We start from the raw sequence: 26,600 nt of genomic DNA on the forward strand, positions 1-26,600 counted from the left end.
CTACCGTGCCTCGCGCAGTGTCGGTCGTCCAGTCGCCAGGGGGCCGCCGACCGACGCCATCCCACCGCTCGGCTGCACCTGGTCGAGGCGACCGAGGATGATCCCCTCGCGCAGTGCCCAGGGGCACACCTCGACCTGGTCCAGGCCCAGCGCGGTCATCGCCTCGTGGGCCACGATCGCCCCGGCGACGAGCTGGTGCGAGCGGCTGGCGCTGACCCCCTCGAGCTCGGCGAGGTCGACGGAGCTCATGCGGGAGATGAACGCGACGACCTGGCGCAGGCCGGACGCGGTGAGGACGCGGCGCGCCCGGGGGCCGGCGCTGCGCGGCGCAGCGCCGGTGAGGCGCGCGAGCGAGCGGAACGTCTTCGAGGTGACCACGGCGCGGTCGGGCTGGCCCTCGCCGAGCAGCGTGCTCGCCGCGGGCGCGAGCACCTCGTGGGCGTACTCGGCCAGGGCCTTGAGCTCGCGGCGCTGCGGCGGGTCGGCGGTGAACCAGTCGCGCGTCAGGCGCCCGGCACCCAACGGCACCGAGATCGCGTGCACCGGCGCCTCGTCGCGCCCGACCGCCATCTCCAGCGAGCCGCCGCCGATGTCGAGGACCATGAGGTGGCCCGCGGACCAGCCGAGCCAGCGGCGCACGGCGAGGAAGGTCAGCGCCGCCTCGTCCGGCCCGGAGAGCACCTGCAGGTCGACCTCGGACTCGTCGCGGACCCGCTCGAGCACGTCGGGCGCGTTCGAGGCGTCGCGCACCGCGGAGGTCGCGAACGCCAGCAGGTCCTCGCATCCCAGCTCGAGGGCCTGGACGCGCGCGTCGGAGACCGCCGCGACGAGCGCATCCGCGCCCTCGTCGTCGAGCCGTCCGTCGCGGACGTGCTCGGCCAGCCGCAGGGCGGTCTTGGTGGAGTGGGTGGGCGTCGGGTGCCCACCGCGCTGGGCGTCGACCACCAGCAGGTGCACGGTGTTCGAACCGACGTCGAGCACACCGAGTCGCACGGTCGCGGAGTCTAGCCCGGCCTACGCATCGAGCTTGTAGCCGAGGCCCCGGACCGTCACGAGGTGCCGCGGCGCCGAGGGCTCGGGCTCGAGCTTGGCCCGCAGCCGCTTGACGTGGACGTCGAGGGTCTTGGTGTCGCCGACGTAGTCCGCGCCCCACACCCGGTCGATGAGCTGGGCCCGCGTGAGCACGCGGCCGACGTTGCGCATGAGGTACTCGAGGAGGTCGAACTCCTTGAGCGGCAGCGGCACCTCGGTGCTCCCCGCATCGGCACCGTTGCTGACGACCGTGACCACGTGGCGGTCGACGTCCATGCGGATGGGGCCGGCCTCGAGGACCTGGCGCTCGCCGCCGCCGGCCGCGGACCCGTCGGCCTCGCTGTCCTGGCCGCGGCGCAGCACGGCGCGCACGCGGGCGATGAGCTCGCGGGCCGAGTAGGGCTTGGTGACGTAGTCGTCGGCACCCAGCTCGAGGCCGACCACCTTGTCGATCTCCGCGTCGCGGGCGGTCACCATGATCACCGGCACCGAGGAGCGCTGGCGCAGCGCCTTGCACACGTCGGTGCCGCTCATGCCGGGCAGCATGAGGTCGAGCAGGACGATGTCGGCGCCGTGGCGCTCGAAGTCGTCGAGGGCCGCGGCGCCGGTGCCGGCCACCGAGGTCTCGAAGCCCTCCTTGCGCAGCAGGTAGGCCAGCGGGTCGGCGAAGGACTCCTCGTCCTCGACGATGAGCACGCGGGTCATGCGGTACCTCCGGTGGCTGACGGCGACGCCGGCGAGGGGCCGGGGGCCGCGGTGCGCAGGGCGCTGGAGAGGGCGGGGGTGGACGCGAGGTCGGTGACGTGGCCGTTGCGGGCGGGGGCGGGCTCGTCGGCGGGGGCCGCGGGGACGCGCAGCGTGAACGTCGAGCCGACGCCGGGCTCGCTCCACAGCCGCACCTCGCCGCCGTGGTTGGCCGCGACGTGCTTGACGATCGCGAGCCCCAGCCCCGTGCCGCCGGTGGCCCGCGAGCGGGCGGGGTCGACGCGGAAGAAGCGCTCGAAGACGCGCTGCTGGTGCTCGGGGGCGATGCCGATGCCCCGGTCGGTCACCGAGATCTCGACGCGGTCGCCCTGGCGGCGCCGGCGCACCGACACCGGCGTGCCCTCCGGCGAGTAGGCCACCGCGTTCTCGAGCAGGTTCGCCAGCGCGGTGACGAGCAGCGTGCGGTCGCCCGCCACCTCGAGCCCGCTGGGGGCGTCGAGCAGGAAGCGCCCGCCGGTCCGGTCCCCGCCGGCGCTGGCCGCCGCCTCGGCGGGCACCCGGACCCGGGTCAGCGCCTCGGCGAGGACCTCGTCGACGTCGACGCGCACGAGCGCGGGCAGCCGGTCGGCGCCCTGCAGGCGCGAGAGCGCGATGAGCTCGGTGACGAGCGCGCCGAGGCGGTGGGACTCGTTGAGGATCCGGGTGGCGAAGTGGGCCACCTCGTCGGGGTCGTCGGCGTCGAGCACGGCCTCGGCGAGCACGGCGAGCGCGCCCACCGGCGTTTTGAGCTCGTGGCCGACGTTGGCGACGAAGTCGCGGCGCACGGCCTCGAGGCGCACCGCCGCCGAGGTGTCGGTGGCGTCGACGACCACGAACCCGTCCCCGAGCGGGCGCACCTGCGCGACGATCGTCTGCGGCGTCGAGCCCGGCGGGAACGTCGCGGGCGACAGGTCGACCTCGCAGGGCTCGCCGCCCACAGCGACCTTCTCGGCGGCGGCGGCCAGGCGCGGGTCCGGGCGGGCGTCGACGACGGCGCCGAGGGCGTCGGCCCGCTCGTTCGAGAGCACCACGTCGCCGAAGCGGTTGACCACCGCGATGCCCGACTGCGAGCGCCGCACGATCCGCGCCAGCAGCTCGGCCACCGTCGGCCCGCGCGAGCGCTCCCGGGCGCCCTCCTCGCGGGCCCGCCACCGGACGGCGCCGGACCCGGCGACCGCACCGAGCGCCGCGGCCAGCAGGGCCACGACGGTCACCAGCACGGGGACGGTCACGTCTCCCGATGGTAGGGCCGTGGACACCTCCACGACCCGCTCCGCGTGAGCTGCCCGACGCGTCCGGGGGACAGGGTTGGCCCGCCGTTGGGGTTCTGTTCACCCGGCGGGCGTCCGACGGTCAGCGGCCCTGGTTGGCCACCGCCGCGATGGCGTCCTGCGCGGCGTCGGGGTCGAGGTAGGTGCCGCCCGGGTTGGTGGGCCGCAGCTCGCCGTCGCCGGCCTCCTCGAGGTCGTAGCGCAGCGGGATGCCGGTGGGGATGTTGAGCCCGGGGATCGTCTCCTCGTCGACGCCGTCGAGGTGCTTGACCAGCGCGCGCAGCGAGTTGCCGTGCGCGCCGACGAGCACGGTCCGCCCAGAGCGCAGGTCGGGGACGATCGAGGCCTGCCAGTACGGCAGCATCCGCTCGAGCACGTCGGCGAGGCACTCGGTGCGCGGCAGGGCGTCGCCGAGGTCGGCGTAGCGCGGGTCGCCGGTCTGGGCGTACTCGTCGTCGGGGTCGATGGGCGGCGGCGGGGTGTCGTAGGAGCGGCGCCAGATCTGGAACTGCTCCTCGCCGTACTCCTCCATCGTCTGCTTCTTGTCCTTGCCCTGGAGCGCGCCGTAGTGCCGCTCGTTGAGCCGCCAGTCGCGCCGGACGGGGATCCAGCCGCGGTCGGCCACGTCGAGCGCGATGTTCGCGGTGTTGATCGCCCGGCGCAGCAGCGAGGTGTGCACGACGTCGGGCAGCAGCCCGGCCTCGGCCATCAGCTCCCCGCCGCGACGGGCCTCCTGCTCGCCATTCGGGGAGAGCGCGACGTCCACCCACCCGGTGAAGAGGTTCTTCTCGTTCCAGTCGCTCTGGCCGTGGCGCAGGAGCACGAGCGTGCCGACGGTTCCCTCCGGGGTCATGACGCGAGACCCTGCCAGCGCCCCGGCGACGGCACCACGCCACCGGAGCACCGCGCGCGTGAGATCACCCCTCGCCGGGTACGGCCTCACGCGTCGGCAGACGCCCGCCGACGCCCGGGACACCCATCGGGCGGCGCGGGATCCACCAGCCCGGCGAGACCCCGACGGGGTCGGCCACCACGACGAAGGAGTCTTCAGTGAACGACGACGACATGACCACGAGCGGGCACGGCCCGGCCGACGGTGGCGCGAGCGGCCAGGGCTCCGACGGGGGTGCCGACGGCGGTGCCGGTCACGGCCCGGCCGACGGTGGCGCGCGCGGCGGCGGCTCCGACGGTGGTGCCGACGGCGGCGCGGACGGTGGCGCCGACGGCGGTGCCGGTCACGGCCCGGCCGACGGTGGCGCGCGCGGCGGCGGCTCCGACGGTGGCGCTGACGGCGGTGCCGATGGTGGCGCCGATGGTGGCGCCGACGGTGGCGCCGACGGTGGCGCCGACGGTGGCGCGGACGGCGGCGCGGACGGCGGGGCTGACGGCGGTGCCGGTCACGGCCCGGCCGACGGTGGCGCGCGCGGCGGCGGCTCCGACGGTGGCGCCGACGGCGGTGCCTGAGCAGCGATGACGACCGTGACCCCGGGGACCCCCGGGTCCCCGGAGCGCGGCCGGGACCGCGGAGCCGGGCGGGCACAGGACCGCCCGGCGCTGCGGCGCCTCGTCGCCGGCGACCTCGACGACTTCGCCGCCGCGACGTGGGGCCGCGAGGCGCGGCTCTCGCGCGCCGCGGACCTCGCCAAGCACGCGGACGGTGACGCCCCCGCGGCCTTCGGCGACCTGTTCGACCTGGCCGCCGTCGACGAGCTCCTGAGCCGGCGCGGCCTGCGCACACCCTTCCTGCGGATCGCCAAGCAGGGCACGGTCGTCGACTCGCGCCACTTCACCGGCGAGGGCGGCGTCGGCGCCGAGGTCGCCGACCAGGTGCGCGACGACCGGGTCGCCGCCCTGTTCGCCGAGGGCAACACCGTCGTGCTCCAAGGCCTCCACCGCACCTGGGGCCCGGTGGCCGACCTCGTCACCGACCTCGCCGCCGAGCTGGGCCACCCCGTCCAGACCAACGCCTACATCACGCCGGCGTCGTCGCAGGGCTTCTCGGCGCACTACGACGTGCACGACGTCTTCGTCCTGCAGATCGCCGGCACCAAGCGCTGGCACGTGCACGCCCCCGTGCACCCCGACCCGCTGCGCAGCCAGCCGTGGAACGACCGCGCCGACGCCGTGGCCGCCCGGGCCACCGAGGACCCGCTGATCGACGAGGTCCTCGAGCCCGGAGACGCGCTCTACCTGCCGCGCGGCTACCTGCACTCGGCCACCGCGCAGGGCGAGGTCAGCGCCCACCTGACGATCGGCGTCCACGTCCTCACCCGCTGGGCGGTGGTGGACGCGCTCGTCAACGCGCTGACCAGCGACCCGGAGCTGCGGGCGTCGCTGCCGCTGGGCATCGACGCCGCCGACCCGGCGGCGCTCGCGCCGCACGTGGAGGCCGTCGCCGCGCGCCTCGCCGAGCGCCTCGCCGCGCCCGACGACGGGCGCCCCGACCGCGTCGCCCGGACGCTGCGGCGGCGGGTGTGGCACGGCAACCGCCCCGAGAGCGTGGCCCCGCTGGCCCAGGCCGCGGCGGCCACCGCGGCCGACACGGAGACCGTGGTCCGCCGGCGCCGGGGCCTGCACCACCGGCTGCGGGCCACCGCGCCCGACGCCCCGGTCGCCCTCGAGCTGCCCGACCGCACGATCACCCTGCCCGCCGGGACGCGGGAGGCGGTCGCGCGCCTGCTCAACGGCCGCCCGGCCACCGCCGGCGAGCTGCCGGGCCTCGCCCCCGACGACGGCGTCGTCGTGGTCCGCCGGCTGCTCAAGGAGGGCGTGCTGCTGCCCGACTGAGGTCACCCTCACCTCAGTTTCGTGCGCCGGGTGTCCACCGTCGCGCAGGCGGGGTATGACGGGGGGATGACCACGTCGGAGGCGGGCCCCGCGACGTTCCGCTGCTCGGAGTCCGCCCGCGACCGCGACGACCCGTTCGTCGCGACCGCCCCACCGGCGCGGTGCTGGCTGCTGGTCGAGCACCCCGGCCCGTGGGGCCGCCAGGCGCTCGGCGACGCCGGCTACGCGGACGGGGTCGTCGACGCGGTCGACGCCTTCTGCCGGGCCCGCGGCGCGCGGTTCCAGCTGATCCGCCGCTCGCGCGCCCGCGGCGAGGGCCCGGCCGACATCGGCCGGTTCGCCGTCGTCGACACGACCCCGGGCTCCGAGTCCGTGCGGTGGGGGCGGGTGGCCTCGCCCGACGAGCTGCCGGCCGCGCTCGCGGACGTCGAGGCGTCCACCACGCCGTCGTCGGAGCCCATCTACCTCGTGTGCGCCCACGGGCGCCACGACGCGTGCTGCGCGATGCGCGGGCGCCCGGTCGCGGCCGCGCTGAGCATGGCCCACGCGGAACGGACCTGGGAGACCACGCACACCGGCGGTGACCGCTTCGCCGCCAACGTCGTCCTGCTGCCCCACGGCCTGGTGCTGGGCCGGGTTCCCGCCTCCGAGGCCGTCGCGGTCGTCGAGCGCTACGCCGCCGGCGAGGTCGACACCACCTGGGTGCGCGGGCGCTCGTTCCTCTCCGCACCGGCCCAGGCGGCCCAGCACCACGCCCGCCTGGCCTACGACGAGCCGGGCGTCGACGCGCTGCGCGTGCTCGGTGTCGAGGTCCGCGAGCAGGGCCTCACCGACGTCTCGCTCGACGGCGGCCCGGCCCGCGGCACGGTGACCGTGACCGTGCGGGAGCGCTGGGTCGCCTCGCCCACGCCGCTGACGTGCTCGGCCGGCCGGGCGGCCTCGATGCGCGTCTACGACCTGGTCGGGATGACCCCCGCGTCCGGCGTCTCCGGCCTCGACGTCATGGGTGCCGGCGCCGCGGGATAGTGCGCGGACTGACACCGGAATCGTGACTCCGGGTGTGCATGACGTGCGGCCGACCGGGGCACGTTGCGCGTGCGCGGGCACCGCGCAGCAATCGACGGAGGCGTGGACATGGGAATCATCGGGGCAATCATCCTGGGGCTCATCGTGGGAGCCCTGGCCAAGCTGATCATGCCGGGCGACGACCCGGGCGGCATCATCGTGACGACGCTGATCGGCATCGTCGGCTCGTTCCTCGGCGGGGCCCTCGGGCAGTGGGTGCTCGGGCAGGGCAACGGCGGCTTCTTCGACCTGCGCACCTGGGTGCTCGGCATCATCGGCTCGCTCATCCTGTTGGTGATCTACCGCGTGATCGTGGGCCGGCGGAGCAAGGTCCGTCGCTAGCGGTTGCATTGTGCGCAATGTGATCGTGTCCTAGGTTGACGCTGTGAGCACGGACGAGGGGGTCGAGGACGACCTGCTCCTCTCGGAGCAGGCCTGCTTCGCGCTCTACTCGGCGTCCCGCGCGGTCACCGACGTCTATCGCCCCCTGCTCGCCGAGCTGGGGCTGACCTACCCGCAGTACCTGGTGCTCCTGGTCCTCTGGGAGTCCGAGCCGCGGACGGTCCGGGACGTCGGTGCCGCGCTCGCGCTCGACTACGGCACGGTCTCGCCGCTGCTCAAGCGGCTGGAATCCGCCGGGTGGATCGCACGGCGCCGGGACACCCGCGACGAGCGCACCGTCGTGGTGCACCTGACCGACGCCGGCCGCGCGCTGCGCGCCCGCGTCGCCCGGGTGCCCCGCACCATCGGCTGCGCCCTCGGTCTCGACGACCGGGCCCGTCGCGAGCTCATCGTGCTCCTGCGGACGATCACCGCCTCGACCGTCGCGTTCCGTGACGTCGGGGACGGGACGTCCGCCGTCTGACCACACCCCCACACCAGGAGGCCACCGATGCCGAGCCGCGACGCCACCACCCACTGGGAAGGCGGCCTGCAGGACGGGACGGGCCAGGTCACCCTCGACTCGTCCAACGCCGGCCAGTTCAGCGTCTCGTTCCCGACGCGCGCCGAGGACCCGAACGGCCAGACCAGCCCGGAGGAGCTCATCGCCGCGGCGCACTCCTCCTGCCTGGCCATGAACCTGTCGGGCGTGCTCGGCGGCGAGGGCCTCACCGCCCGCGCCATCGACGTCAGCGCCGAGGTGACCCTGTCGCCGGCGAAGGGTGGCGGCTTCGAGATCAGCGGCATCGCGGTCACGCTGCGTGCCGAGGTCGACGGCGTCGACGCCGACCGGTTCCGGGAGCTCGCGTCCACCGCGGAGAAGACCTGCCCGGTGTCCAAGGCCCTCACCGGCACCACGATCACCCTGGACGCGGCCCTCGCCGACTGAGCCCCGGGTGTCGGGGGGCGCGGCTACGGTGACGCCGTGCTGCGCTCCCCGGTGTCGACGCTGCCGACGGTGCTGGTCACGAGGGGTCCCGACGGGCCCCGCGCCGGTACGCTGGTGGCCCACGGCCCCACCCGGGAGGCGTCATGGCCGACGGACCAGCCCACCCCGCCCGCGCCGCACGCCGGCGCATCGTCGAGCCCGGCGAGCCGGCGGGCGACCTCGCCACGCGGCTCCACCTCGACGACCCGGCGCTGCAGCGCCGCTACCGCGCCGACCTCGACCGCGTCCGTGACGCCGAGCTGCGCGCGGAGGTCGACACCGAGGGGCTCCGCCTGCACTGACGGGCTGCGATGACCTGGTCGTTCCTGGCCTGGTCGCCTGACGACTCCGCGGGCGCGGTCTACGACGTCACCGTGCCGGGCGTGTGGGAGGAGCTGCTCGAGTTCTACGCCGGCGGCGACCGCAGCCGCCCGCTCGAGCGCATCGTCGCCATCGCCCGCGAGCACGGCGTGCGCAGCGTGGTCGTCGAGCAGCGCCACCTCGACCCCGACTGGCGCAGCGAGCACGGCGCGTTCCACGGCCGGCTGTTCCGGCGCCGCCCCTCGGTCTGCCACCGCTGGCACCTGTTCACCGACGACGTGCCCGCCGACCTCTCGCGCCTGCGCCCCGCGGCCTACCGCGGTTACGTCGTGCTGCGCCCGCTGCCCTCCACGCCGGTCGGCCGCACCATGATCGCGCCGCCGCCCGGGCTCGAGGGCGCCGTCCGGTGCGAGGCCACCGAGCGCCTGTCGCTGTTCGGCCACCCGCTGTGGATCACGGCCATGCCGTTCCTCAGCCAGGACGCCGAGTACCTGCGCTGCGCGCACGCGGTGCTCTGGATGGTGCTGCGCCACGCCCACCTCGCCCACGGGCTGCCGCGCAGGCTCACCGCCGAGGTGCACGACGCCGCGCTCGGCGGCGTCATCGTCGGGCGCCAGGTGCCCAGCGAGGGGCTCTCGGTGCAGCAGATGCTCGCCGGCGCGACGCAGCTCGGGCTCTCCCCCGGCCTCATGCACCTGCCCACCACGCGGGAGGAGGACGCGGCCGCCGACGCGGCGGCCGACCCCACCGCCGATCCGGTCGACGCCGCGGGCCGCGCCGACCCCCAGGCCGGGCGGCTCTCGCTGCGCGCGGTGCTCTGCCGCTACGTCAACAGCCAGCTCCCGCCGCTGGTGATCTCGTCGAGCCACGCGTGGGTCGTCGTCGCCTACCGCCGCGATCCCGCCGAGGACCGGCGCGTGACGCTGTGGCGCCACGACGACGCCCGCGGCCCGTACCTCGAGGTCGACGACCCGTTCGCCGAGGCCGAGGACGCCCACCGGCCGTGGCAGACCGCGATCCTCCCGCTGCTGCCCGCGATCTACGTGACGGCCGAACGCGCCGAGGCCGCGGGCCGGTTGTGGTTCGCGGGCTACCTCCGCCGTGCGGCCGACGACGAGCCGGTGGCCCGGGCCGCCGCGGCCGGCGAGCTGACGTTCCGCACGTACGCGGTGCGCAGCGACCAGTTCCTCGAGGGGCTCGCCGCCCGGGGCGTCGACCCGGCGCTCGCCGACCTCTACCGCCTCGCCGCCGTGCCCGAACACCTCTGGGTGGTCGAGGCCGTCGACCGCGCCGAGCGGCGGGCCGGGCGCCCGGATGTCGTGGGCGAGGCGCTGGTCGACGCGACCTCGTCCACCCACCACGAGCCGCTGCAGGAGGGCCTCGTCGCCCTGCACGGCGGGCGCCTCGCCCACCGCATCGGTCCCGACCACGGCACCCGCCGCGACCTGCACCTTGACGACCCCGGGCACTACCGCACCGGACGGCCGGGACAGGGGTGAGTCGGCCCGCCTGAGCCGTCGGGGTGGGCGTCAGCCCGCGTCGTCCGGCAGCGCCCCGGCGATCGCCGGCCCGACCACGCCCGCCGCGGTCTCGCCACCGGTGTCGTCGTCCGGGTGCGGGCCAGTTCCGGTGTCCGACGCGACCGGACCGAGCGTGAGCTTGATGCGGTGGGTGTCGCTGCGCTCCCGCTCGCCGCGCCCCGACACGTCTCCGGAGAGCACGAACCACTTCGCCCCCACCGACCCCTGCGCCTCGCGGCTGCGGCGGACCTCGACCGCCAGCTCGATCTCCACCTCGCGCACGCCGAGGCCGTAGCCCTCGCCGTGGCGCCCGCGCGCGGCGACGAGGTCCCGTCGCAGCGCGAGCAGCACCTCGTCGAGCCCCAGCCCCTCGTCCTCGCCCACCGGCACGTCCCCCTGGTCGGTCACGACCCGACGGTAGCGAGCCCGTCCGACACCGGCCGCGGCTTCCGCGGGTGTCTCAGAACGGAGGCGATTCGTCGGGGCCGCCGAGCGGCGGGAGGGGCGGCGGTGAACCGTCCGGAGCTGGATCCACCGGCGGGTCCGGGTCCCGCGTCCACGGTGGGACCGTCCCGTGGACCCAGGCACTCGACGTCCTCCCGGTCGGGTCGCCGTCGTCGTCGGCCAGGGGCTCGAGGTCGAGGGGCGCCGCGCGCTCCTCCCCGTCCTCGCGCGGGCTCGGCGCCGGCAGGTCGCGGCGGACCGGCCGCGCGGCCACCTCGATCCTCTGCCCGCACCGGCTGATCCACACGAACCGTCCCGGTGCCACCTGCCGGAGCGTCCATCCGCCCTCGTGCTTCAGGTGGTGGTCGTGCTCGCACATCGGGTCGAGGTTCGCGTCGGCGGTCGGCCCGCCGCGCCCGTGGTCGACGGTGTGGTCGATCTCGGCGGCGTGCGCCGGGAGCGTGCAGCCGGGACCGACGCACGCGCGGTCGCGCACGCTGATCCACCGCGCGAGCGCCGCCCTCGGGAACCGGCGTGCCGGGTCGTCCCACGGGACCGGTCGGCCGGCGTCGTGCCAGGCCCGGAAGCGCGCCACGACGTCGCGGCACACCGGTTCCCAGTCCGGCGCCAGCTCCCGGGCCAGCTCCTCGAGACCGGCGAGCTCCGACTCCGAGACCCACAGCTCGACGATGTCGCCGCGGCGCCCGCCGTCCCCGCAGTGCGCGGGGCGTCGGCGCGTGAGGTCGACGAAGACCAAGTGACCGGCGTCGTCCACCACGACCACCCGCCACTCCGCCCGGCGGCGGGACGCGACCAGCGCGCGGAACGCGCCGGGCGTCACCGGGCCCCAGCCCGCGATCTCGCCGGGGCACGCCTCCGCGCCCATCACCGTCGTCAGCGGCCCCCGCACCTCGACCGTGCCGGTCCGCAGCCGTGACGGCGCCGGTGCGTCCGGAGGCGGCCCCGGCGAATCCTCGGCATCGCCAGGGTCTACGGGACGGTCCACGTCCTCGGCGTCCCGCCCGGCCCCCGCGTCCTCGTCGAACTGGTCGGCGGCGTCGTCACCCGAGTGCTGCTCCACGAGCGCCAAGACGATCTGGTCGTCGTCCAGTCCCGCGAACAGGCCGTCGACGAGTCCCATGTGCGCGTCGGCGCGGAGGGCATCGATGCCCACGCGGGCCCCGGCACGGCGGGCGGCCGCGGCCAGCGCCTCGAGGCGCGCCACGCCGCCGACGACGCGGTCGAGCGGGTGGTCGTAGCTGCCCAGCGACCCCGTGCCCGAGGGGTTGCGCCAGGCCCGGACGCGGCGACGCTCGCGCGCCGCGGCCTCGCGGCGGGCGGCCCACTCGGGATCGAGGGCGAGCAGGACCTCCTCGAGACGCGCGATGAGGGCCCCGAGCACGAGGCCGGGCGCCTCGGGCAGCACCCGCGCGCACACGAGGTGGGCGAGGTCGTCGTCCGCGTCGCGCAGGGTGTCGGCGACGGCACGCGCCCGCGGTTCGTCGATGAGCCCGGCCTCGAGCAGCTCGAGCACCTCCGGCAGTCGCTCGACGAGGCACTCGGCCAGCTCCACCCGCCGCCGGGCCCCGGCGTGCGAGAGCACCAGGGCCGCGCGGACCTCGTCGGCGCCGTACTGCTCGGTCTCGTCGGACCGGGCCGTCAGGTCCGCACCGAGGCTGCGGGCCGTCTCGTGGGTCAGGCGCAGGACCCGCGCCGCCTGGCGGTTGGCCTCGCGCGCGGCGTCCTGCAGCGCCGCGACGGCCTCGGCGCCGGTGCGGGCCGGCCTACCGGTCCTCGCGGGGCTCTCCACCGTGACGCTCACGTCGTCGACGCTAGGGCGACGGCGGCCTGACCAGCGAGAACGGAGAACTCTCCTGTGGACAGACAGAAGGGGTGTGGACAACCGCCCGCACCGCAGCACCCCGTGAGCCGCCGAGCGGCCGACCACCACAGCCCGAACGCCGAGCCGAGATTCCTTGACAGGAGAACGCAGTATCGTTCTAGGATCGACGTCATGGACCTCAGCGCCCGCCCCGTCGTCTCCGCCGCCGCGTGGGAGCAGGCCCGCCAGGAGCTGCTCGTCCGCGAGAAGGAGCTGACCCGCGCCACCGACGCCCTCGCCGCGGCGCGCCGGCGGATGCCGATGGTGAAGCTGGACAAGGACTACGTCCTCGAGAGCCCCGACGGGCCCGTGCGCCTCGTGGACGTGTTCGCCGGCCGGAGCCAGCTCGTCGCCTACAAGTTCATGTGGCTCGACCCGGAGGAGCCGTGCCAGGGCTGCTCGATGATGGTCGACCAGTTCGGCCACCCCGCCCACCTCGAGGCCCGGGACACCACGCGGGTGGTCGTCAGCTCGGGTCCGCTGGCCGAGACGGAGCCCTACCGCGAGCGCATGGGCTGGACGGTGCCCTGGTACTCGGCCGAGCACAGCGAGCTGTTCGCCGACCTCGGCCACGATGGCGGGTTCGCGGTGGACGTCTTCCTGCGCGACGGCGACGACGTCTACCGCACCTACACGATGGGCGGCCGCGGCGTGGACAAGCTGGGCAGCGTCTGGTCGTTCCTCGACCTCACGCCCTTCGGGCGGCAGGAGACGTGGGAGGACGCGCCCGCCGGCACGCCGCAGACGGAGCCCTACACGTGGTGGCGGCGCCACGACGAGTACGAGACCGCTGCCCGCTAGGAGCGCTCAGTCCCCCTCCACCACCGGCAACGGCCGGGTGTCGGCGCGCGGCTGTTGGTCGATCTCGTCCCCGACCCCCGCCCGGTCCAGCAACCCCAGCGCCACCACGACCACCAGCCCGAACACCACGCCGACGCCGAGGTACACCAGTGCCGAGGCGACGGTCGGCTCGCCGGCCACCGGGTAGGTCAGCCCCGCCTGCGCCGACGCCGCGAGCAGGAACCGCCGCGTGCGGGGCGCCCCGCCGGGCCCGCGCAGCAGCACGGCCTGCCCGGCGACGAGCAGCACGGTGACCACGAGGGTGATCCCGCTCGTGCCGGCCAGCAGCATCATCGCGGCGACGAGCACGGCCAGCACCACGGATGCGGCCGCGCGGACGACGGTGCGGTCGGGGTCGGGCACGTCCCCACGGTACGAGCGCGAAGGCTCAGGCCATCCGCATGCCCTGCTCGGCGAGGGCCTCCTGCAGCAGCCGCACCGCCTTCGACCCGACGCCGTGCAGCGCGAGCACGTCGCGCGCCGGCACCCCGTCGAGCTGGCGCAGCCGCGTGTACCCGGCGTGGACGAGGGCGCCGGTGGCCGGGCGCCCGATGCCCCGCGGGAAGTCGGTCCCAGAGTCCTCGGTCACGCCGTCACCGCAGGGCGCGGACGTAGCGCAGCATCGGCGCGCCCGCGACCCCCCGGCTCCGGCCGGCGCGCGCGAAGCCCGCCTGCTCGGCGACCCGGATCGACGGCGCGTTGCCCGGCTCGACCCGCACCACGGCGAGCTGCGTCGCGGTGGTCGTCGTCAGCCAGCCGCACATCAGGCCCACGGCCCGCGAGCCGTAGTGCCGCCCGCGCCAGGGCGGGAACACGCCGTACGCGAGGTTCGCCGTACCCGCCTCGACGTCCGCGGTGCTCAGCTGCACCTCGGCGGTGCCCGCCAGCGCCCCGCTGACCGCGTCGCGGATGCCCCAGGTCAGCGCGGTGCCGGGACGGAACCAGTCGCCCAGCCAGTCGAGGGCGCAGCGGTCGATGTGGCGCGCCGCGGTCTCGAGGGTCGGCGGCGGGCCCGAGAGCCAGCGGGCGATCTCGTCGTCCTCCCCCGCCACCAGGGCGGCCGCGTCGCCGTCCCCGGCGAGCACGGAGAGCTCGACCGTCCCGTCGCTCAGCCCCGGCGTCACGGACCCAGTCTCCGGCGCGCGCGCCGTCACCGCAGGGTCGCCCCTCACTCCGCCCGGGAGGCGTCCTTCGGCCCGGCGCCGTCGACGACCCACTGCGCGACCGCGGTGACCTTCATGTTGGTCTCCTGCGACGACGTGACCAGCATCCCGAACGCCGTCTCGTCGTCGATCCCGAAGCGCTCGGCGAGGACGCCCTTGGCGCGGCCGATGAGGTCGCGGCTGTCGACCGCGCGCTGCAGGTGGCGCACCTGCTGCGCACCGTAGAGCAGCAGTCCCGCCTGGACACCGAACAGGCCGGCGAGCACGCGGGCCCGGACGTCGTAGGCGTCGGGACGGGCCGCGTACAGGTTGAGGGCGACGCGGAGACTCGCATCGGTCGTCAGGTGGGTCGACATCAGCCCCCGGTACCCCGCCTCGACGGCCCGCGGGGCGAACCGCGGCCAGCGTTCGGCGTCGGCGCCCGCGAGGTCCTGGGCGACGACGACCCCGCTCTCCGGCGGGTCCTGGATCGCGCTGATGCACGGGCCCTCGCGCAGCTCGCTCTGGGTCTCGTCGAGCGCGCGGATCACGTCGTTCGTGGGGTGGCGGGTGTCGACGTGGGCATCACGGGTCATCGAGAGGCTGCCGGCGTCCACCCCCGGGACGGTGCGGACCGCCGACGCGACGATCTGCCGCAGCGTCTCCTCGAGGTCGCGGATGCCCGGGCGCTGCGCGAGCGCGCGGGCCGCGGTGCGCAGGGTGACGACGACCTCGTCCCCCGGTCCGGCCGTCATGCGTGCTCCCGTCGTCGGCAGACAGGTGGGCACGGGAAGCGGCAGCGGATGCGCGCTCAGGCGGGGCCGGCGCGGGATGCGCGGCGGCGAGCGGTCGACGCCCATGTCCTGGTGACGGCCGTGAGGTCGACCGGGCGCGCACTGTACCTCGCCGGGCCACGGCCACGGCGTCGTGATCAGGCGGGACGGACCCGGTCCGTCAGCTGCGGTCCTGGCGGCGGGTCTCCTGCAGGGCCGCGCGGGACTTCTCGTTCGTCAGCCACTCCGCGACCGCGGTGAGCTTCACGTTGGTGTCCTGCGAGGTGCGGACGAGCATCTGGAACGCGGCGTCGTCCCCGATGGTGAAGCGCTCCATGAGGATGCCCTTGGCCTGCCCGATCAGGTCGCGGCTGTCCACGGCGCGCTGCAGGTGCGCCGCCTGGTCGGAGCCGTAGAGCAGCAACGACGCCTGCACCCCGAACAGCCCCGCCATCGTGCGGCTCTGCTCGTCGAACGGGTTCGCGTCGGCGGAGTAGAGGTTCAGCGCCGCCCGCGGGCTGCCGTTCGTGGACAGCTGCGTCGACAGCAGGGCCCGGTAGCCGGCGTCCACCGCGCGGGGCGCGAACCGGGGCCACAGCTCGGCGGCGGCGCCGGCGAAGTCCTGCGCGACGACGACCCCGCTGTCCGGCGGGTCGTCGATCGCCTGGATGCAGGGGCCCTCGTGCAGCTCGCTCTGCATCTCGTCGAGCTTGTGGATGGTCTCGGTGGTGGGGTGGCGGGTCTCGATGCGCCCGTGCTCGGTGATGGAGATGCTGCCCGCGTCCACCGCGGGGACGGTGTGGACGGCCGAGACCACGATCTCGCGCAGCGTCTCCTCCATGTCCCGGATGCTGCGGCGCTGGGCGAGCCCGCGGGCGGCGTGGCGCAGGGCGATGAGGAGCTGGTCGTTCTGTTGGGGGCGCACGGCGGGTCCCGCTTTCGTGACCTGGCGTGGAGACCGGTGGCGCACCCCGGCGGGGTGGGCGCACGAGACAGCACCGCTGCGACATGCGCTGCGTTCGGCCGTCCACCGCGGGATCACGGGCTGGGACGCACATGGGGCTTCGGGACCGCTGGCCACGCACGCCCAGGAGCATGCGCGTCGCGTCCTCTGCAACAGCCGGTGGTGTCGGCCGTGCGGCGACCGTACCCCGATCCGCCCCGCCGTGGGGTCAGGGACCGCCGTCGCGTCCGGGCGGGCGGGCGGCACGCCGGCCGACGTCGCTGATCAGCCAGCGGGCGACGTCGGTGAGCTTCATGTTGGTGTCCTGGGAGGACTTGACCAGCATCTGGAACGCGGCGTCGCCGTCGAGGGAGAAGCGTTCCATGAGGATGCCCTTGGCCTGCCCGATCTCGTCGCGGCCGTCCACCGCCCGCTGCAGGTGCTCGGCGGTGTCGGCGCCGTAGAGCAGCAGCGAGGCCTGGACGCCGAACAGCCCGGCCATGACGCGGGCGTCCTCGTCGAACGCGTGCGCGGTGGCCCCGTACAGGTTCAGCGCGGCCCGCGGACCCCCGTCGGTGGTGAGCTGGGTCGACATCAGCGCCCGGTAGCCGGCCGCGACCGCCTCCGGCGCGAACCGCGGCCACCGCTGCGCGTCCTCGCCGGCGAAGTCCTGCGCGATCACGATCCCGCTCTCGGGCGGGTCGTCGATCGCCGAGATGCAGGGGCCCTCGTACAGCTCGCTCTGGGTGCGGTCGAGCTTGCCGATCTCCTCGCTGCTCGGGTGCCGGGTCTCGATCCGTCCGTGGTGGGTGATGGAGATGCTGCCGGCGTCCACCCCCGGCACCGTCGCCACGGCCGAGGTGACGATCTGCCCGAGCGTCTCCTCCAGGTCGCGGATGCTGCGCCGGCTCGCCAGCTCGCGGCCGGCGCGCCGCAGCGCGGTGACGAGGTCGTCCTGCTGACCGGGTTCCATGTGGGGTCCCACCTCCGGGATCGCGGCTGGGAACGGGCGCGACGCCTCGAGGAGGCGATGGCGCCCGGCAGCACCGAAGGCCCGGGGGCTGCGCCGCGCCGGCGCGGGAGGCCGGTCGGGGGCGCACAGGTGACGACGGGACCGCCGGGGGCGCTCGGGAGGGAGCGCTCCACGTCCGGTCAGCGCCCGTCAGGTCGAACACTGCGCCCGCCACCGTAGCGCGGCCGGGCGACGGGGCGCTCAGTCGTCGGGTGCGGTGGCCGCCCGGCTGGCGGCGAGGTGCGGGACGGGGTCGTCCCCGGGGCTCGCGGCCCGACGGGCCATCGCCGCGGTCACGCTGATGCCCTGGACCACGGCCAGGAGATCGTCGCCGGCCGGCGTGGTGGGCAGCGGTCCGCGGGTCGTCGTGCGCACGAGGGCGGCGAGGGCCTCGAGATTCCTGGCGAGGTCGGCGACCAGCACGGTGCCGTTGGTGCCGGTCGTGCCGTCCGTGCCGTGCTCGCGGCCGGCGCTCAGGGTGGTCGCCTGCACGAGCGCGGCGGTGGCCTCGCGCAGGGCGCAGAGGGCGTTCTGGGCGTCGTCGGCCACGCGGAGCCTCCTGTCCCGGGAGGGGCGGTGCCCCTGGCTGGAGCCCACCGGTGTGGAGGCCGTTGCTCCAGTATGCCCGCACCCGGTCGGATGCCCCGACGCCGACGCTCAGGCGAGGTCGAGTGATCCCCCGACGACCTCGCGGGCGACCGTGGTGAGGCGCTCGTGGTGGCTGCGGGCGTGGTTGCGCAGCCGCGCGAACGCGGCGGTCAGGCTCTCCTGGTGGCGCTCGGCGAGGTAGCCCTTGGCCTGCTCGATGATCACGCGGCTGTTGAGGGCGTTCTGGAGCTGCTCGTTGAGCAGGTCGCTCGACCGCTTCGCGCGGGTCTGCAGGATGCCGATGGTCGCCGCCGTCGCGAAGGACTGGGCGATGGCCAGATCGGACGCGGACACCGGTCCGGGCCGGACCCGGAACAGATTGAGACCGCCGATCACCTGCTCGCGCACCCGCATCGGCACGGCGTGCACCGACCGGACCCCCTCGCCGAGGGCCTGCGGGGTGAACGTCGGCCAACGTCCACCGGCGCGCGACACCTCGTCGCAGGACACCGGGGCGGCCGTGCGGTAGCAGTCCACGCACGGGCCCTCGTCGGTCTGGAGCTGGAAGAGCTCGAGGAGCCGGGTGCCCTCGTGCGACGAGGCGACGGTGTGGAGGCGGCCCTGCTCGTCGGCGAGCAGGAGGCCGGCCGTGTCCACGTCGAGCAGCTCGACGCAGGAGGCGGTGAGGTCGTAGAGCACCTCGCTGAGGTCGAACTCGTCGCGCAGCGTGTCGGCCAGCACGACGGCGGCCTCCACGACACGCTGCTCCCGCGACACGTCCATCGACTGCTGCTACCCGAAGAGGTCCGCGTGCATTCCCCGGCGCTCGGAGGCCCTCCCGCATCGCGGCCTGGTTGGCGTCGAGCTCGCGGATGCGGCCGGTGGTGGCGTGGCGGGTCTCGACGCCACCGTGCCGGGCCAGGAAGATGCTCCCGGCGTCGACGGGGTCGATGCCCGCCACCGCGGCGGCCACGATCTGCCCGAGCGTCTCCTCCAGACCGTGGAGGCCGCGACGGTCCGCCAGTCGGCGCTCCGCGCCGCGCAGGGCGTGGGTCAGTCGGTCGTGGTCCAGGTGCACGTGGTCTCGCCATCGGGTGGTGCCGTCGAGAGACGAGGCACAACACCTGGCGAGCGTGCTGGCGTGACCTCCGGGACGAGGCCAGCGGATGGGCGTCCGACACGACGCCGCATCCCGGGTCCGATCGCGGCCCGTGGTATCGACCCGCTCAGGCGACCGTACCCGCATCCCGTCCGGGCTGCCTGGAGGGTGACGCCCCGGGTCCGAGGAGCGACCGCAGCCGCCCGTCCAGCAGCGGGGGAACGGCCGGGTGCTCGGGCCGGGTGAGCGAGGCCTGCACCTCGGTCTCGAACGCCAGCTCCTCGAGACGTTCCGCCTCGGCCCGGCGCGCGTCCCGCCTGGCGTCCAGCTCGTCCGCGTCGTTGCGCAGCATGTGATCCCCACCTGGTCGACGACTCCCTCGTCTCCGGACGAGAGCGGTCATCGACGGGGTCTGGGTCGACGTCTCCACGATGGCCGAAGCGGGCCGCGACGTCCACCCGGGGCGAGCTCCGTGCGCCTCGCTGCCGGGCCGGGCGCCTTCGACGACCTCCAGGCCCGGCTGCGCGAGGGCCCCTGCGTCGACGCCATCTTCGACGAGCGCCCCGCCGGCCGGCAGCGGGGAGCGACCCGAGCGACGTCACGCCCCGCCGTCGCCGGGACGCTGCCGCCCCCGACCCCGTGGGGTCAGGCGGACGCGGTCTCGCGGGCGCGGAGGTCCTTGCGCAGGATCTTGCCCGAGGCCGACTTGGGGATCTGGTCGATGAACTCGACCACCCGGACCTTCTTGTGCGGCGCGATCCGGTCGGCCACGAACGACATGACGTCGTCGCCGGAGAGGTCGGCGCCCTGCTGGAGGACGATGAACGCCTTGGGCACCTCCTCGTTCTCCTCGTCCTTGACCCCGATGACCGCGGCGTCGGCGATGCCGTCGTGGGTCAGCAGCAGCGCCTCGAGCTCGGCCGGCGGCACCTGGTAGCCCTTGTACTTGATGAGCTCCTTGACCCGGTCGACGATGGAGAAGACGCCCTCGTCGGTGACGGTGGCGACGTCGCCGGTGTGCAGGAAGCCGTCGTCGTCCAGCGTCGCGGCGGTGGCCTCGGGGTTGTTGAGGTACTCGCGCATGACGTTCGGGCCGCGCACCCACAGCTCGCCGCGCGACCCCTCCTCGCCGGTCTCGGGGTCGACGAGCTTGCACTCGATGTTGGGCAGCGCGACGCCGATGGAGTTGAGGTCCATGTCGGGACGGTCCTGCGGCATGGCGTGGCTGACGGGGCTCAGCTCGGTCATCCCGTAGCCCTGCAGCACCGTGCAGTTCAGTCGCTTGCCGACGGCGTGGCCGAGCTCGGCGTCGAGGGCGGCGGCGCCGGAGAAGACCATGTCGACGCAGTCGATGTCGTACTGGTCGACCATCGGGTGCTTGGCCAGCGCGACGGCGATGGGCGGGGCGATGTAGACGCGGTTCACGCGGAACTCGGAGATGACGCGCAGGAACTCCGCCAGGTCGAACTTCGGCATGGTCACGACGGTGGCCCGCACGTAGATGCCGTGGTTCATCATCACGGTCATGCCGTAGATGTGGAAGAACGGCAGCACCGCGAGGATCTTCGACTCGGGCCCGGTGCTGGCGTTGACCGCCTGGAACTGCACGAGGTTCGCCACGAGGTTGCGGTGGGTCAGCACCACGCCCTTGGCCCGCCCGGTGGTGCCCGACGAGTAGGGCAGCGCGGCGACGTCGTCGCCCGTGACCGTCACCTGCGGGCGCTCCGCGGTGGTCGAGAGGGCGTCGGCCAGCGTGCTCTCCGGCATCGGCGTGCTGGCGTCGTCGCGCGCGTCGTCGAGCAGGATCGTCTCGGTGACCGCCATGCCCTCCTGGCGCAGCGCGGCGCGGGCGCGGTCGAGGAAGGGCGACACGGTCACGAGCAGCTTCGCGCCCGAGTCGCGCAGCTGGAAGGCCAGCTCGTCGGGGGTGTACAGCGAGTTGATGGTGGTGACCGCCAGGCCGGCGGCGAGCGCCCCGTGGAAGACCACCGGGTAGTACGGGTTGTTGGGCGCGAACAGGGCGACGACGTCGCCGCGGCCGAGGCCGCGCTCGCCCAGCGCCGCGGCGAAGCGGTCGATCGCCCCCGCCAGCTCCCCGAACGTCGTCTCCCGGCCCGACGGGCCGTCGATGATCGCGACCCGGTCCGCGTGGTCGCCCAGGTCGCCGAAGAGGAACTCAGGGAGCCCCACGTCCGGGATGTCGACGTCGTCGTAGGGGGAGCGGACGATCATGCGGAACTCCTCGTCGAGCCGGACGGACAGGCCACGTGGGCAGAAATCTACCTGCCGGTACCGCGATGCGGTGCCTCCGTGCGGTCCCTCTGTGATCGTTGACGACGTCCGGGGTCGTGGTGGGTCACTCGTTCGGAGTATCAGGAACCCTTGTTAACGCTCTTGCGTGGTGGAACAGTGAGCCTCCTTGGGGCCGTTCGCGACGCGTCTGCGCGCTGACGGCCCCGGCCGCTCGACTCGAGCGCCCCTCAGCGCCCGCCGCCGGCGTCGGATGCCCCCCGTCCCACGCCGGCGGCGCGGCCCTCGTCACCTCGGCGCCCCGCCTCAGCGCGACGTGCGGTCCCCGTCCACCAGGTGCGCGAACGCCGACAGGTTCGCCAGCGACTCCCCGCGCGACTCCCGCCAGGCCCACTCGCGGCGGATCGAGGTGGTGAAGCCCAGCTCGAGCAGGGTGTTGAAGTCGCCGTCGGCGGCCTCGAGCACCTGCCCGAGGATGCGGTCGATCTCCTCGTCGACCACCGCGTGCAGCGCCACCCGGCCCACGAGGTGGATGTCGCCCTGGCGGTCGATCGTGTAGTGCACGCCGTAGAGGCGGGCGTTGCGCTGCAGGAGGAAGCGGTAGACCTCCTCGAGGTTCTCGTCGGGGTGCCGGCAGACGAACGCCTCGACCAGCAGCGCGTGCGGCGTGAGCACCAGCCAGCAGTGTGTGGCGAGCTTCTTGGTGCCGGGCAGGGTGACGAACAGCCGGCCCGGCCCGCGGCGCAGGTAGTGCAGCTCGCGCTCGTCGAGCGCGGCGACCACGACCTGCTCGAGCTCCTCGAGGTCGCTCACACCGCCACCCCCCGCGCCCGGTCGCGGGCCAGGGCGCGCGACGCCTCGGCGTAGGTCGCGAGCAGCTCGTCGGCCGTGCGCTCCCACGAGAACATCGTCGCGTGCTCGACGGCTCCGGCCGCGAGGCGCTGGCGCTCGGCGGGGTCGGCGGCCACGCGCACCAGGGCCTCGGCCCACCGCTCGGGGTCGTGCCCGTCGACGAGGAGCCCGGAGCGGTCGTGGGCGACGGCGGTGGGCAGGCCGCCCACCGCGGCGGCGACCACGGGCGTCCCGCAGGCCTGGGCCTCGAGCGCGACGAGCCCGAAGGACTCCGAGTAGCTGGGGACCGCGACGACGTCGGCGGCCCGGTAGACCCGGGCCAGGTCGTCGCCGGCGCGGGGCGGGAGGAAGCTCACGACGTCCTCGATGCCCAGCTCGCGCGCCAGCGACACCAGCGACTGCGGCTCGGCCAGCCCGGACCCCGAGGGTCCGCCGACGACGAGGACGACGAGGCGGCGGCGCAGCTCCGGCCGGCCGGCGAGGATCGCGGCGGCGGCGCGCAGCAGCACGTCGGGCGCCTTGAGCGGCTGGATGCGGCCGACGAACGCCAGCGCGATGTCGTCGGGCCCGATGCCCAGGGCCGCCCGGGCGGCGTCGCGGTCGGGCGCCGGGGTGAAGGTCCGCAGGTCGACGCCGGGCGCGATGGTGCGGATGCGGTCGGGGTCGGCGCCGTACGCGGCCACGAGGTCGTCGGCCTCCGCGCGGGTGGAGGTGACGAGGCGGTCGGCCTCGGCCACCACCTGCTCCTCGCCCACCACGCGGGACAGCGGCTCCGGGCGGTCGCCGACGGCCAGCGACGCGTTCTTGACCTTGGCCAGGGTGTGCGCGGTGTGCACCAGCGGCACGCCCCAGCGGTCGCGCACGAGCCAGCCGACCTGGCCCGAGAGCCAGTAGTGACTGTGCACCACGTCGTACCAGCCGGGCTCGTGGCGGGCCTCGTCGCGCAGCACGCCGGCGGTGAACGCGCACAGCTGGCTCGGCAGGTCCTCCTTGCCCAGCCCGCCGTACGGGCCCGCGGTGACGTGCCGCACCAGCACGCCGGGCGCGAGCTCGGCGACGGGCGGCAGGTCCGACGACGTCGCCCGCGTGAAGATCTCGACCTCCACGCCGCGCTGCGCCATCCGGCGCGCGGTCTCGACGACGTAGACGTTCATGCCACCGGCGTCGCCCGTGCCGGGCTGCGCCAGGGGCGAGGTGTGCAGCGAGATCACGGCGACGCGTCGCGGACGTCCGGGATGGTGGCGGATGACCGGATCCGGCGGCCGGGAACGGGTCGCCGGGGAAGCCGTCGCCGTCGTCGCCGCCGGTGTCACGCCGTCAGCTTAGGTCCGGAAGGCCCGCGCAGCCGCAGCGAGCACGGGTGAGCCCCGGACCTAGGGTGCCAGGGGTGACCACGCCTGCCCCCGGAACCGACCGCCCCCTCGTCGTCGTCACCGGCGCCAGCTCGGGCATCGGTGCTGCGTCCGCCCGCGCGCTGGCCGCCGACGGCTGGCACCCGGTGCTCGGGGCGCGCCGTGTCGAGCGCCTCGAGCAGGTCGCCGAGGAGACCGGCGGCACCGCGCTCGAGCTCGACGTCACCGACGCCGACTCGGTGGCCGCCTTCGCGGCGGGGGTGCGCGACCTCGCCGGCCCGACCCGTCCGCTGCGCGGCCTCGTCAACAACGCCGGCGGGGCCCAGGGCACCGAGACGGTGCTCGAGGCCGACGAGGACAAGTGGCGCTGGATGTGGGAGTCGAACGTCCTCGGCACCCTGCGGGTCACCAAGGCCCTGCTGCCGATGCTGCTGGACTCGGGCGACGGGCACGTCGTGACGATCACGTCGATCGCCGGGCTCGAGACCTACGACGGCGGCTCGGGCTACACGTCGGCCAAGCACGCCGAGGGTGCGCTGCACCGTACGCTGCGCGGCGAGCTGCTGGGGCAGCCCGTGCGCCTCACCGAGATCGCGCCCGGCGCCGTGGAGACCGAGTTCTCCCTCGTGCGCTTCGGCGGCGACCCCGCCCGCGCGGCCAAGGTCTACGAGGGCATCACGCCGCTGGTCGCCGACGACGTCGCCGAGGTGGTGGCGTTCGCGATGAGCCGCCCGTCGCACGTCAACCTGGACACCATCGTGCTCAAGCCCCGCGACCAGGCCTCGGGGATGCGGTTCCACCGCAGCTAGTCGACCCCTAGGTCAAGGCGGAGAGCGTCTGCCACTCGCTCCACGGGATGGCCCAGTCGTAGATGTCGCCGTCCCGGGCCGAGTACTCGACCCCGGAGTTGGTGACCTCGACGGGGTCGCCGTACTGGGCGGTGTCGTAGAAGGCGCGCGCGTCGGCCTCGGACAGGTTGATGCAGCCGTGGGTGACGTTGCTGGAGCCCTGGGCGCCGGTGGAGGCCGGGTTGGCGTGGATGAACTCGCCGTTGTTGCTGATGCGCACGGCCCAGCGCTCGACGAGGTCGTAGCCGTACTGCTCGCTGACCATCCGCTTGTTGGTGAACTTCTCGGTGACCACGTGGATGCCCGAGCGGGTGGTGCGGTTCGGGTCGGAGTCGGTGCCGTAGCTCGCCGGGACGTCCATCACCTGCTGGCCGTCGCGCTCGACCACCATGCGGAAGCTGTTGACGTCGGCGCGCACGATCTGGGCGCGGCCGATGCGGAACGAGGTGGTGAGGTCCTCGCGGCCCCACGCGCCCCCGCCGAACGGCACGCCCAGCAGGTTCGCCGCGACGTCGACCTCGGTGCCCGTGCGCCAGTACTCCTTCGGCCGCCAGTGCACCCGCGAGCCGCCGTCCTGGTCGGGCAGCCAGGCCCACGACCCTTCGGTGGGCACCGAGGTGCGCACCTGCAGCGCCCGCTCGACGGCCGCCTTGTCCTCCACGGGCGCCGAGAACTGCAGGGTGATCGGGGCCGCCACGCCGACCTCGCGATCGTCGCCGATGTTCAGCGTCGCGCGCACCGTCTCGCCCGGCGCCACCGTGGTGAACGACCCCGTGACCGGCGAGGAGCCCCCGTCGGGCCCGGTGGCCGTGCCGCCCCAGGTGTAGGTGGCGCCGTAGGCCAGCGGCCCGTCGGGCGCCCACCGCTTGCGGTCGGGCGAGAGCGTGCCCGCGACCGGACCGCCCGGGTCCGCCGTGAGCGTGACCTCGGTGAACGTGCCCTGCGTGGTCGCCGCGACCGCGGCGCGGGGGGCCACGTCGGTGGCGCTCGCCGCGGGCTCCACCGCGATCGGCACCGGGGCCGTCGTCGTCGTGCTCGGCGGCGCCCCGGCCGGCGCGGCGCCCGACCCGCAGGCCGTCAGCAGCACCAGCAGACCAGCGAGCAGCGCCATCAGGGAGACCGAGCGGAGCGGAGCTCGACCCATCGACGACCCACGACCCATGCGTCCCCCGAACCCCTCGATGCCCTGCGACCACGATCGTGTCACGCGCCACCGACACCCGCCGAGGATCAGGGCAGCGCCGACATCCCGCGCCAGGTGTCCCAGTCGATCGCCCAGTCGTAGACGTCGCCGTCGGCGGCGGAGAGCGCGACCGGCGAGTTGGTGACCTCCACCGGGTCGCCGTAGATCGCGGTGTCGTAGTAGGCCCGCGCGTCGGCGGTGGAGAGGTTGACGCAGCCGTGGGTGACGTTGCTCGAGCCCTGCGCGCCCGCCGAGGCCGGGTTGGCGTGGATGAACTCGCCGTTGTTGCTCATCCGCACCGCCCAGTGCTCGATCAGGTCGTAGCCGTACTGCGCGCTGGTCATCCGCTTGTTGTCGAACTTCTCGGTGACGACGTGGACGCCGCTGCGCGTGATCCGGTTGGGGTCGCTGCCGAGCCCGTAGCTCGCGGGCACGTCCATGACCTGCTGGCCGTCGCGGATCACGACCATGCGGTGGCTGGTGACGTCCGCGCGCACGATCTGCGAGCGCCCGACGGTCATGTGGCTGGTGAGGTCCTCGCGCCCGTAGGCCCCGTCGCCCAGGGCGACGCCGTAGAGGTCCGCGGACACGTCGATGACCGTGCCCGGCTGCCAGTACTCCTTCGGGCGCCAGTGCACCCGCGAACCCATCGCGTCGTCGGGCAGCCAGCCCCACGAGCCCTCGGTGGGCACGGAGGTGCGCACGGTCAGGGCGCGCTCGGCGGCGGCCTTGTCGGTCACCGGCCCGTCGAACTGGATGGCGATCGGCGCGGCCACGCCCACCGTGGCGTCGTCGGGCTGCGCGAACTGGGCGCGCACGACCCGCTCCGGGCTCACGGTGGAGAAGCCGCCGGCCACCGGCGTCGTGCCCCCGTCGGCGCCGACCGCGACGCCCGACCACGTGTAGGCCTTGCCGTAGCCCAGCGCCTCGGTGGCGGCCCAGCGGTGCCCGTCGGGCGTGACGGCGCCGGCCACGGTGCGGCCGTCGGCGGCGGTGAGCGCGATGCCCTGGAGCGCGGCGTCGGGGGCGGAGACGCTGATCTCGCCGCCCGGGTCGACGTCCGTGCGCCCCGGCACCGCGGTCGTCGTCACCGCCGGGGGCTCCGCGCCCTGCGACATCCCGGGCAGGCCACCGGGGGTCGCCCCCGCGGCCGCACACCCGACGACGACGCCGGCGACGGCGACCAGCGCCACCACCACGGCCAGCACACTCCGCACCCGATCCTGCACCCGAGCAGCACCCCATCCTGATCGATCCCGAACCGCACGACGCCGCACGGCCTC

General features: G+C 74.9%; 30 protein-coding genes. 9 read left to right on the plus strand and 21 right to left on the minus strand.

The annotated features are described in order from the left end of the window. The 5 genes from ACQPX6_RS27560 to ACQPX6_RS27580 all read right to left on the minus strand — a co-directional run bounded on the left by ACQPX6_RS27560 (position 1) and on the right by ACQPX6_RS27580 (position 4,448). A complete protein-coding gene (locus ACQPX6_RS27560) occupies positions 1 to 993 on the minus strand; it encodes a Ppx/GppA phosphatase family protein (protein WP_433783917.1) in 993 nt (330 codons plus the stop codon). A gap of 21 nt (positions 994 to 1,014) precedes the next feature. After that, positions 1,015 to 1,737, minus strand: coding sequence for a response regulator (locus ACQPX6_RS27565; protein ID WP_433783918.1), 723 nt, complete (start codon positions 1,735 to 1,737; stop codon positions 1,015 to 1,017). Further along, the gene (locus tag ACQPX6_RS27570; RefSeq protein WP_433783919.1) at positions 1,734 to 3,008 is read right to left on the minus strand and encodes a sensor histidine kinase; all 1,275 of its coding nucleotides are present in this window, start codon (positions 3,006 to 3,008) and stop codon (positions 1,734 to 1,736) included. The genes ACQPX6_RS27565 and ACQPX6_RS27570 overlap by 4 nt, the downstream gene beginning before the upstream one ends. A gap of 121 nt (positions 3,009 to 3,129) precedes the next feature. Continuing rightward, positions 3,130 to 3,900, minus strand: a complete 771-nt coding sequence (locus tag ACQPX6_RS27575) for a phosphoglyceromutase (protein WP_433783921.1) — start codon at positions 3,898 to 3,900, stop codon at positions 3,130 to 3,132. A gap of 194 nt (positions 3,901 to 4,094) precedes the next feature. Continuing rightward, positions 4,095 to 4,448 carry a hypothetical protein gene (locus ACQPX6_RS27580; RefSeq protein ID WP_433783923.1) on the minus strand — a complete coding sequence of 118 codons (354 nt, stop codon included), beginning with the start codon at positions 4,446 to 4,448 and terminating at the stop codon, positions 4,095 to 4,097. Between the two features lie 69 nt (positions 4,449 to 4,517). Between ACQPX6_RS27580 and ACQPX6_RS27585 the strand changes: the two genes are divergently transcribed. The 7 genes from ACQPX6_RS27585 to ACQPX6_RS27615 all read left to right on the plus strand — a co-directional run bounded on the left by ACQPX6_RS27585 (position 4,518) and on the right by ACQPX6_RS27615 (position 10,088). Beyond that, a complete protein-coding gene (locus tag ACQPX6_RS27585) occupies positions 4,518 to 5,834 on the plus strand; it encodes a cupin domain-containing protein (RefSeq protein ID WP_433783924.1) in 1,317 nt (438 codons plus the stop codon). A 66-nt stretch (positions 5,835 to 5,900) separates the two neighbouring features. Then, positions 5,901 to 6,860 (plus strand): sucrase ferredoxin, encoded by a 960-nt coding sequence (locus ACQPX6_RS27590; protein ID WP_433783925.1) that lies wholly within the window; start codon positions 5,901 to 5,903, stop codon positions 6,858 to 6,860. 108 nt (positions 6,861 to 6,968) lie between these two features. Continuing rightward, positions 6,969 to 7,241, plus strand: a complete 273-nt coding sequence (locus ACQPX6_RS27595) for a GlsB/YeaQ/YmgE family stress response membrane protein (protein ID WP_433783926.1) — start codon at positions 6,969 to 6,971, stop codon at positions 7,239 to 7,241. 43 nt (positions 7,242 to 7,284) lie between these two features. After that, on the plus strand, positions 7,285 to 7,764 hold the full coding sequence (locus ACQPX6_RS27600; protein WP_433783927.1) for a MarR family winged helix-turn-helix transcriptional regulator: 480 nt from the start codon (positions 7,285 to 7,287) through the stop codon (positions 7,762 to 7,764). Between the two features lie 27 nt (positions 7,765 to 7,791). Then, positions 7,792 to 8,229 carry an OsmC family peroxiredoxin gene (locus tag ACQPX6_RS27605; RefSeq protein WP_433783929.1) on the plus strand — a complete coding sequence of 146 codons (438 nt, stop codon included), beginning with the start codon at positions 7,792 to 7,794 and terminating at the stop codon, positions 8,227 to 8,229. Positions 8,230 to 8,372: 143 nt separating this feature from the next. Further along, positions 8,373 to 8,570: a hypothetical protein gene (locus ACQPX6_RS27610; protein WP_433783930.1), complete on the plus strand. Its 198-nt coding sequence runs from the start codon at positions 8,373 to 8,375 to the stop codon at positions 8,568 to 8,570. 9 nt (positions 8,571 to 8,579) lie between these two features. Beyond that, positions 8,580 to 10,088 carry a hypothetical protein gene (locus ACQPX6_RS27615; protein WP_433783931.1) on the plus strand — a complete coding sequence of 503 codons (1,509 nt, stop codon included), beginning with the start codon at positions 8,580 to 8,582 and terminating at the stop codon, positions 10,086 to 10,088. A 30-nt stretch (positions 10,089 to 10,118) separates the two neighbouring features. Here ACQPX6_RS27615 and ACQPX6_RS27620 read toward each other — a convergent pair whose 3' ends face one another. Together ACQPX6_RS27620 and ACQPX6_RS27625 are read right to left on the minus strand one after the other, a co-directional pair. Beyond that, positions 10,119 to 10,517: a trypco2 family protein gene (locus ACQPX6_RS27620; RefSeq protein WP_433783932.1), complete on the minus strand. Its 399-nt coding sequence runs from the start codon at positions 10,515 to 10,517 to the stop codon at positions 10,119 to 10,121. Positions 10,518 to 10,569: 52 nt separating this feature from the next. Next, positions 10,570 to 12,375, minus strand: a complete 1,806-nt coding sequence (locus ACQPX6_RS27625) for a hypothetical protein (RefSeq protein WP_433783933.1) — start codon at positions 12,373 to 12,375, stop codon at positions 10,570 to 10,572. 192 nt (positions 12,376 to 12,567) lie between these two features. On the opposite strand from ACQPX6_RS27625, the gene ACQPX6_RS27630 reads away from it, so the two are divergent. After that, positions 12,568 to 13,236 (plus strand): DUF899 domain-containing protein, encoded by a 669-nt coding sequence (locus ACQPX6_RS27630; protein WP_433783934.1) that lies wholly within the window; start codon positions 12,568 to 12,570, stop codon positions 13,234 to 13,236. 6 nt (positions 13,237 to 13,242) lie between these two features. On the opposite strand, the gene ACQPX6_RS27635 is transcribed toward ACQPX6_RS27630, so the two are convergent. The 12 genes from ACQPX6_RS27635 to mshA form a co-directional block, all read right to left on the minus strand. Continuing rightward, a complete protein-coding gene (locus tag ACQPX6_RS27635) occupies positions 13,243 to 13,638 on the minus strand; it encodes a hypothetical protein (RefSeq protein ID WP_433783935.1) in 396 nt (131 codons plus the stop codon). Between the two features lie 25 nt (positions 13,639 to 13,663). Further along, positions 13,664 to 13,864, minus strand: a complete 201-nt coding sequence (locus ACQPX6_RS27640) for a DNA-binding protein (RefSeq protein ID WP_433783937.1) — start codon at positions 13,862 to 13,864, stop codon at positions 13,664 to 13,666. A 4-nt stretch (positions 13,865 to 13,868) separates the two neighbouring features. Further along, positions 13,869 to 14,399: a GNAT family N-acetyltransferase gene (locus tag ACQPX6_RS27645; protein ID WP_433783938.1), complete on the minus strand. Its 531-nt coding sequence runs from the start codon at positions 14,397 to 14,399 to the stop codon at positions 13,869 to 13,871. 44 nt (positions 14,400 to 14,443) lie between these two features. Continuing rightward, positions 14,444 to 15,172, minus strand: coding sequence for a GAF and ANTAR domain-containing protein (locus ACQPX6_RS27650; protein ID WP_433783940.1), 729 nt, complete (start codon positions 15,170 to 15,172; stop codon positions 14,444 to 14,446). A 199-nt stretch (positions 15,173 to 15,371) separates the two neighbouring features. Beyond that, on the minus strand, positions 15,372 to 16,115 hold the full coding sequence (locus ACQPX6_RS27655; protein WP_433783941.1) for a GAF and ANTAR domain-containing protein: 744 nt from the start codon (positions 16,113 to 16,115) through the stop codon (positions 15,372 to 15,374). A gap of 247 nt (positions 16,116 to 16,362) precedes the next feature. Then, a complete protein-coding gene (locus ACQPX6_RS27660) occupies positions 16,363 to 17,106 on the minus strand; it encodes a GAF and ANTAR domain-containing protein (RefSeq protein ID WP_433783942.1) in 744 nt (247 codons plus the stop codon). Positions 17,107 to 17,346: 240 nt separating this feature from the next. Next, positions 17,347 to 17,694, minus strand: a complete 348-nt coding sequence (locus ACQPX6_RS27665; protein ID WP_433783943.1) for a hypothetical protein — start codon at positions 17,692 to 17,694, stop codon at positions 17,347 to 17,349. 108 nt (positions 17,695 to 17,802) lie between these two features. Beyond that, complete coding sequence (locus tag ACQPX6_RS27670) at positions 17,803 to 18,516, minus strand: GAF and ANTAR domain-containing protein (protein WP_433783944.1); 714 nt, start codon at positions 18,514 to 18,516, stop codon at positions 17,803 to 17,805. A gap of 443 nt (positions 18,517 to 18,959) precedes the next feature. Then, a complete protein-coding gene (locus ACQPX6_RS27675; protein ID WP_433783945.1) occupies positions 18,960 to 19,184 on the minus strand; it encodes a hypothetical protein in 225 nt (74 codons plus the stop codon). A gap of 293 nt (positions 19,185 to 19,477) precedes the next feature. Further along, positions 19,478 to 21,064, minus strand: a complete 1,587-nt coding sequence (locus tag ACQPX6_RS27680) for an AMP-binding protein (RefSeq protein ID WP_433783947.1) — start codon at positions 21,062 to 21,064, stop codon at positions 19,478 to 19,480. 324 nt (positions 21,065 to 21,388) lie between these two features. Continuing rightward, positions 21,389 to 21,895 (minus strand): YbjN domain-containing protein, encoded by a 507-nt coding sequence (locus tag ACQPX6_RS27685; RefSeq protein WP_433783948.1) that lies wholly within the window; start codon positions 21,893 to 21,895, stop codon positions 21,389 to 21,391. Beyond that, positions 21,892 to 23,181, minus strand: coding sequence for a D-inositol-3-phosphate glycosyltransferase (mshA, locus tag ACQPX6_RS27690; protein WP_433788378.1), 1,290 nt, complete (start codon positions 23,179 to 23,181; stop codon positions 21,892 to 21,894). The genes ACQPX6_RS27685 and mshA overlap by 4 nt, the downstream gene beginning before the upstream one ends. A 140-nt stretch (positions 23,182 to 23,321) precedes the next feature. On the opposite strand from mshA, the gene ACQPX6_RS27695 reads away from it, so the two are divergent. Beyond that, entirely contained in the window at positions 23,322 to 24,095 is a 774-nt protein-coding gene (locus ACQPX6_RS27695; protein WP_433783950.1) for an SDR family NAD(P)-dependent oxidoreductase, read from the plus strand. Between the two features lie 7 nt (positions 24,096 to 24,102). Here the strand turns inward: ACQPX6_RS27695 and ACQPX6_RS27700 are convergent, their stop codons facing one another. Together ACQPX6_RS27700 and ACQPX6_RS27705 are read right to left on the minus strand one after the other, a co-directional pair. Beyond that, positions 24,103 to 25,245, minus strand: a complete 1,143-nt coding sequence (locus ACQPX6_RS27700; protein ID WP_433783951.1) for an Ig-like domain-containing protein — start codon at positions 25,243 to 25,245, stop codon at positions 24,103 to 24,105. Positions 25,246 to 25,364: 119 nt separating this feature from the next. Then, positions 25,365 to 26,534, minus strand: a complete 1,170-nt coding sequence (locus tag ACQPX6_RS27705) for a L,D-transpeptidase (RefSeq protein WP_433783952.1) — start codon at positions 26,532 to 26,534, stop codon at positions 25,365 to 25,367. Positions 26,535 to 26,600: the final 66 nt, after the last annotated feature.

The organism is Actinomycetospora sp. CA-101289, from assembly GCF_050955895.1.
GTDB lineage: Bacteria > Actinomycetota > Actinomycetes > Mycobacteriales > Pseudonocardiaceae > Actinomycetospora.

Coding starts and splice junctions, on each gene's coding strand:
- ACQPX6_RS27565 (WP_433783918.1), bottom strand. CDS start 1,737: ATGACCCGCGTGCTCATCGTCGAGGACGAGGAGTCCTTCGCCGACCCG.
- ACQPX6_RS27575 (WP_433783921.1), bottom strand. CDS start 3,900: ATGACCCCGGAGGGAACCGTCGGCACGCTCGTGCTCCTGCGCCACGGC.
- ACQPX6_RS27585 (WP_433783924.1), top strand. CDS start 4,518: ATGACGACCGTGACCCCGGGGACCCCCGGGTCCCCGGAGCGCGGCCGG.
- ACQPX6_RS27590 (WP_433783925.1), top strand. CDS start 5,901: ATGACCACGTCGGAGGCGGGCCCCGCGACGTTCCGCTGCTCGGAGTCC.
- ACQPX6_RS27595 (WP_433783926.1), top strand. CDS start 6,969: ATGGGAATCATCGGGGCAATCATCCTGGGGCTCATCGTGGGAGCCCTG.
- ACQPX6_RS27605 (WP_433783929.1), top strand. CDS start 7,792: ATGCCGAGCCGCGACGCCACCACCCACTGGGAAGGCGGCCTGCAGGAC.
- ACQPX6_RS27610 (WP_433783930.1), top strand. CDS start 8,373: ATGGCCGACGGACCAGCCCACCCCGCCCGCGCCGCACGCCGGCGCATC.
- ACQPX6_RS27615 (WP_433783931.1), top strand. CDS start 8,580: ATGACCTGGTCGTTCCTGGCCTGGTCGCCTGACGACTCCGCGGGCGCG.
- ACQPX6_RS27630 (WP_433783934.1), top strand. CDS start 12,568: ATGGACCTCAGCGCCCGCCCCGTCGTCTCCGCCGCCGCGTGGGAGCAG.
- ACQPX6_RS27650 (WP_433783940.1), bottom strand. CDS start 15,172: ATGACGGCCGGACCGGGGGACGAGGTCGTCGTCACCCTGCGCACCGCG.
- ACQPX6_RS27660 (WP_433783942.1), bottom strand. CDS start 17,106: ATGGAACCCGGTCAGCAGGACGACCTCGTCACCGCGCTGCGGCGCGCC.
- ACQPX6_RS27670 (WP_433783944.1), bottom strand. CDS start 18,516: ATGGACGTGTCGCGGGAGCAGCGTGTCGTGGAGGCCGCCGTCGTGCTG.
- ACQPX6_RS27675 (WP_433783945.1), bottom strand. CDS start 19,184: ATGCTGCGCAACGACGCGGACGAGCTGGACGCCAGGCGGGACGCGCGC.
- ACQPX6_RS27680 (WP_433783947.1), bottom strand. CDS start 21,064: ATGATCGTCCGCTCCCCCTACGACGACGTCGACATCCCGGACGTGGGG.
- ACQPX6_RS27700 (WP_433783951.1), bottom strand. CDS start 25,245: ATGGCGCTGCTCGCTGGTCTGCTGGTGCTGCTGACGGCCTGCGGGTCG.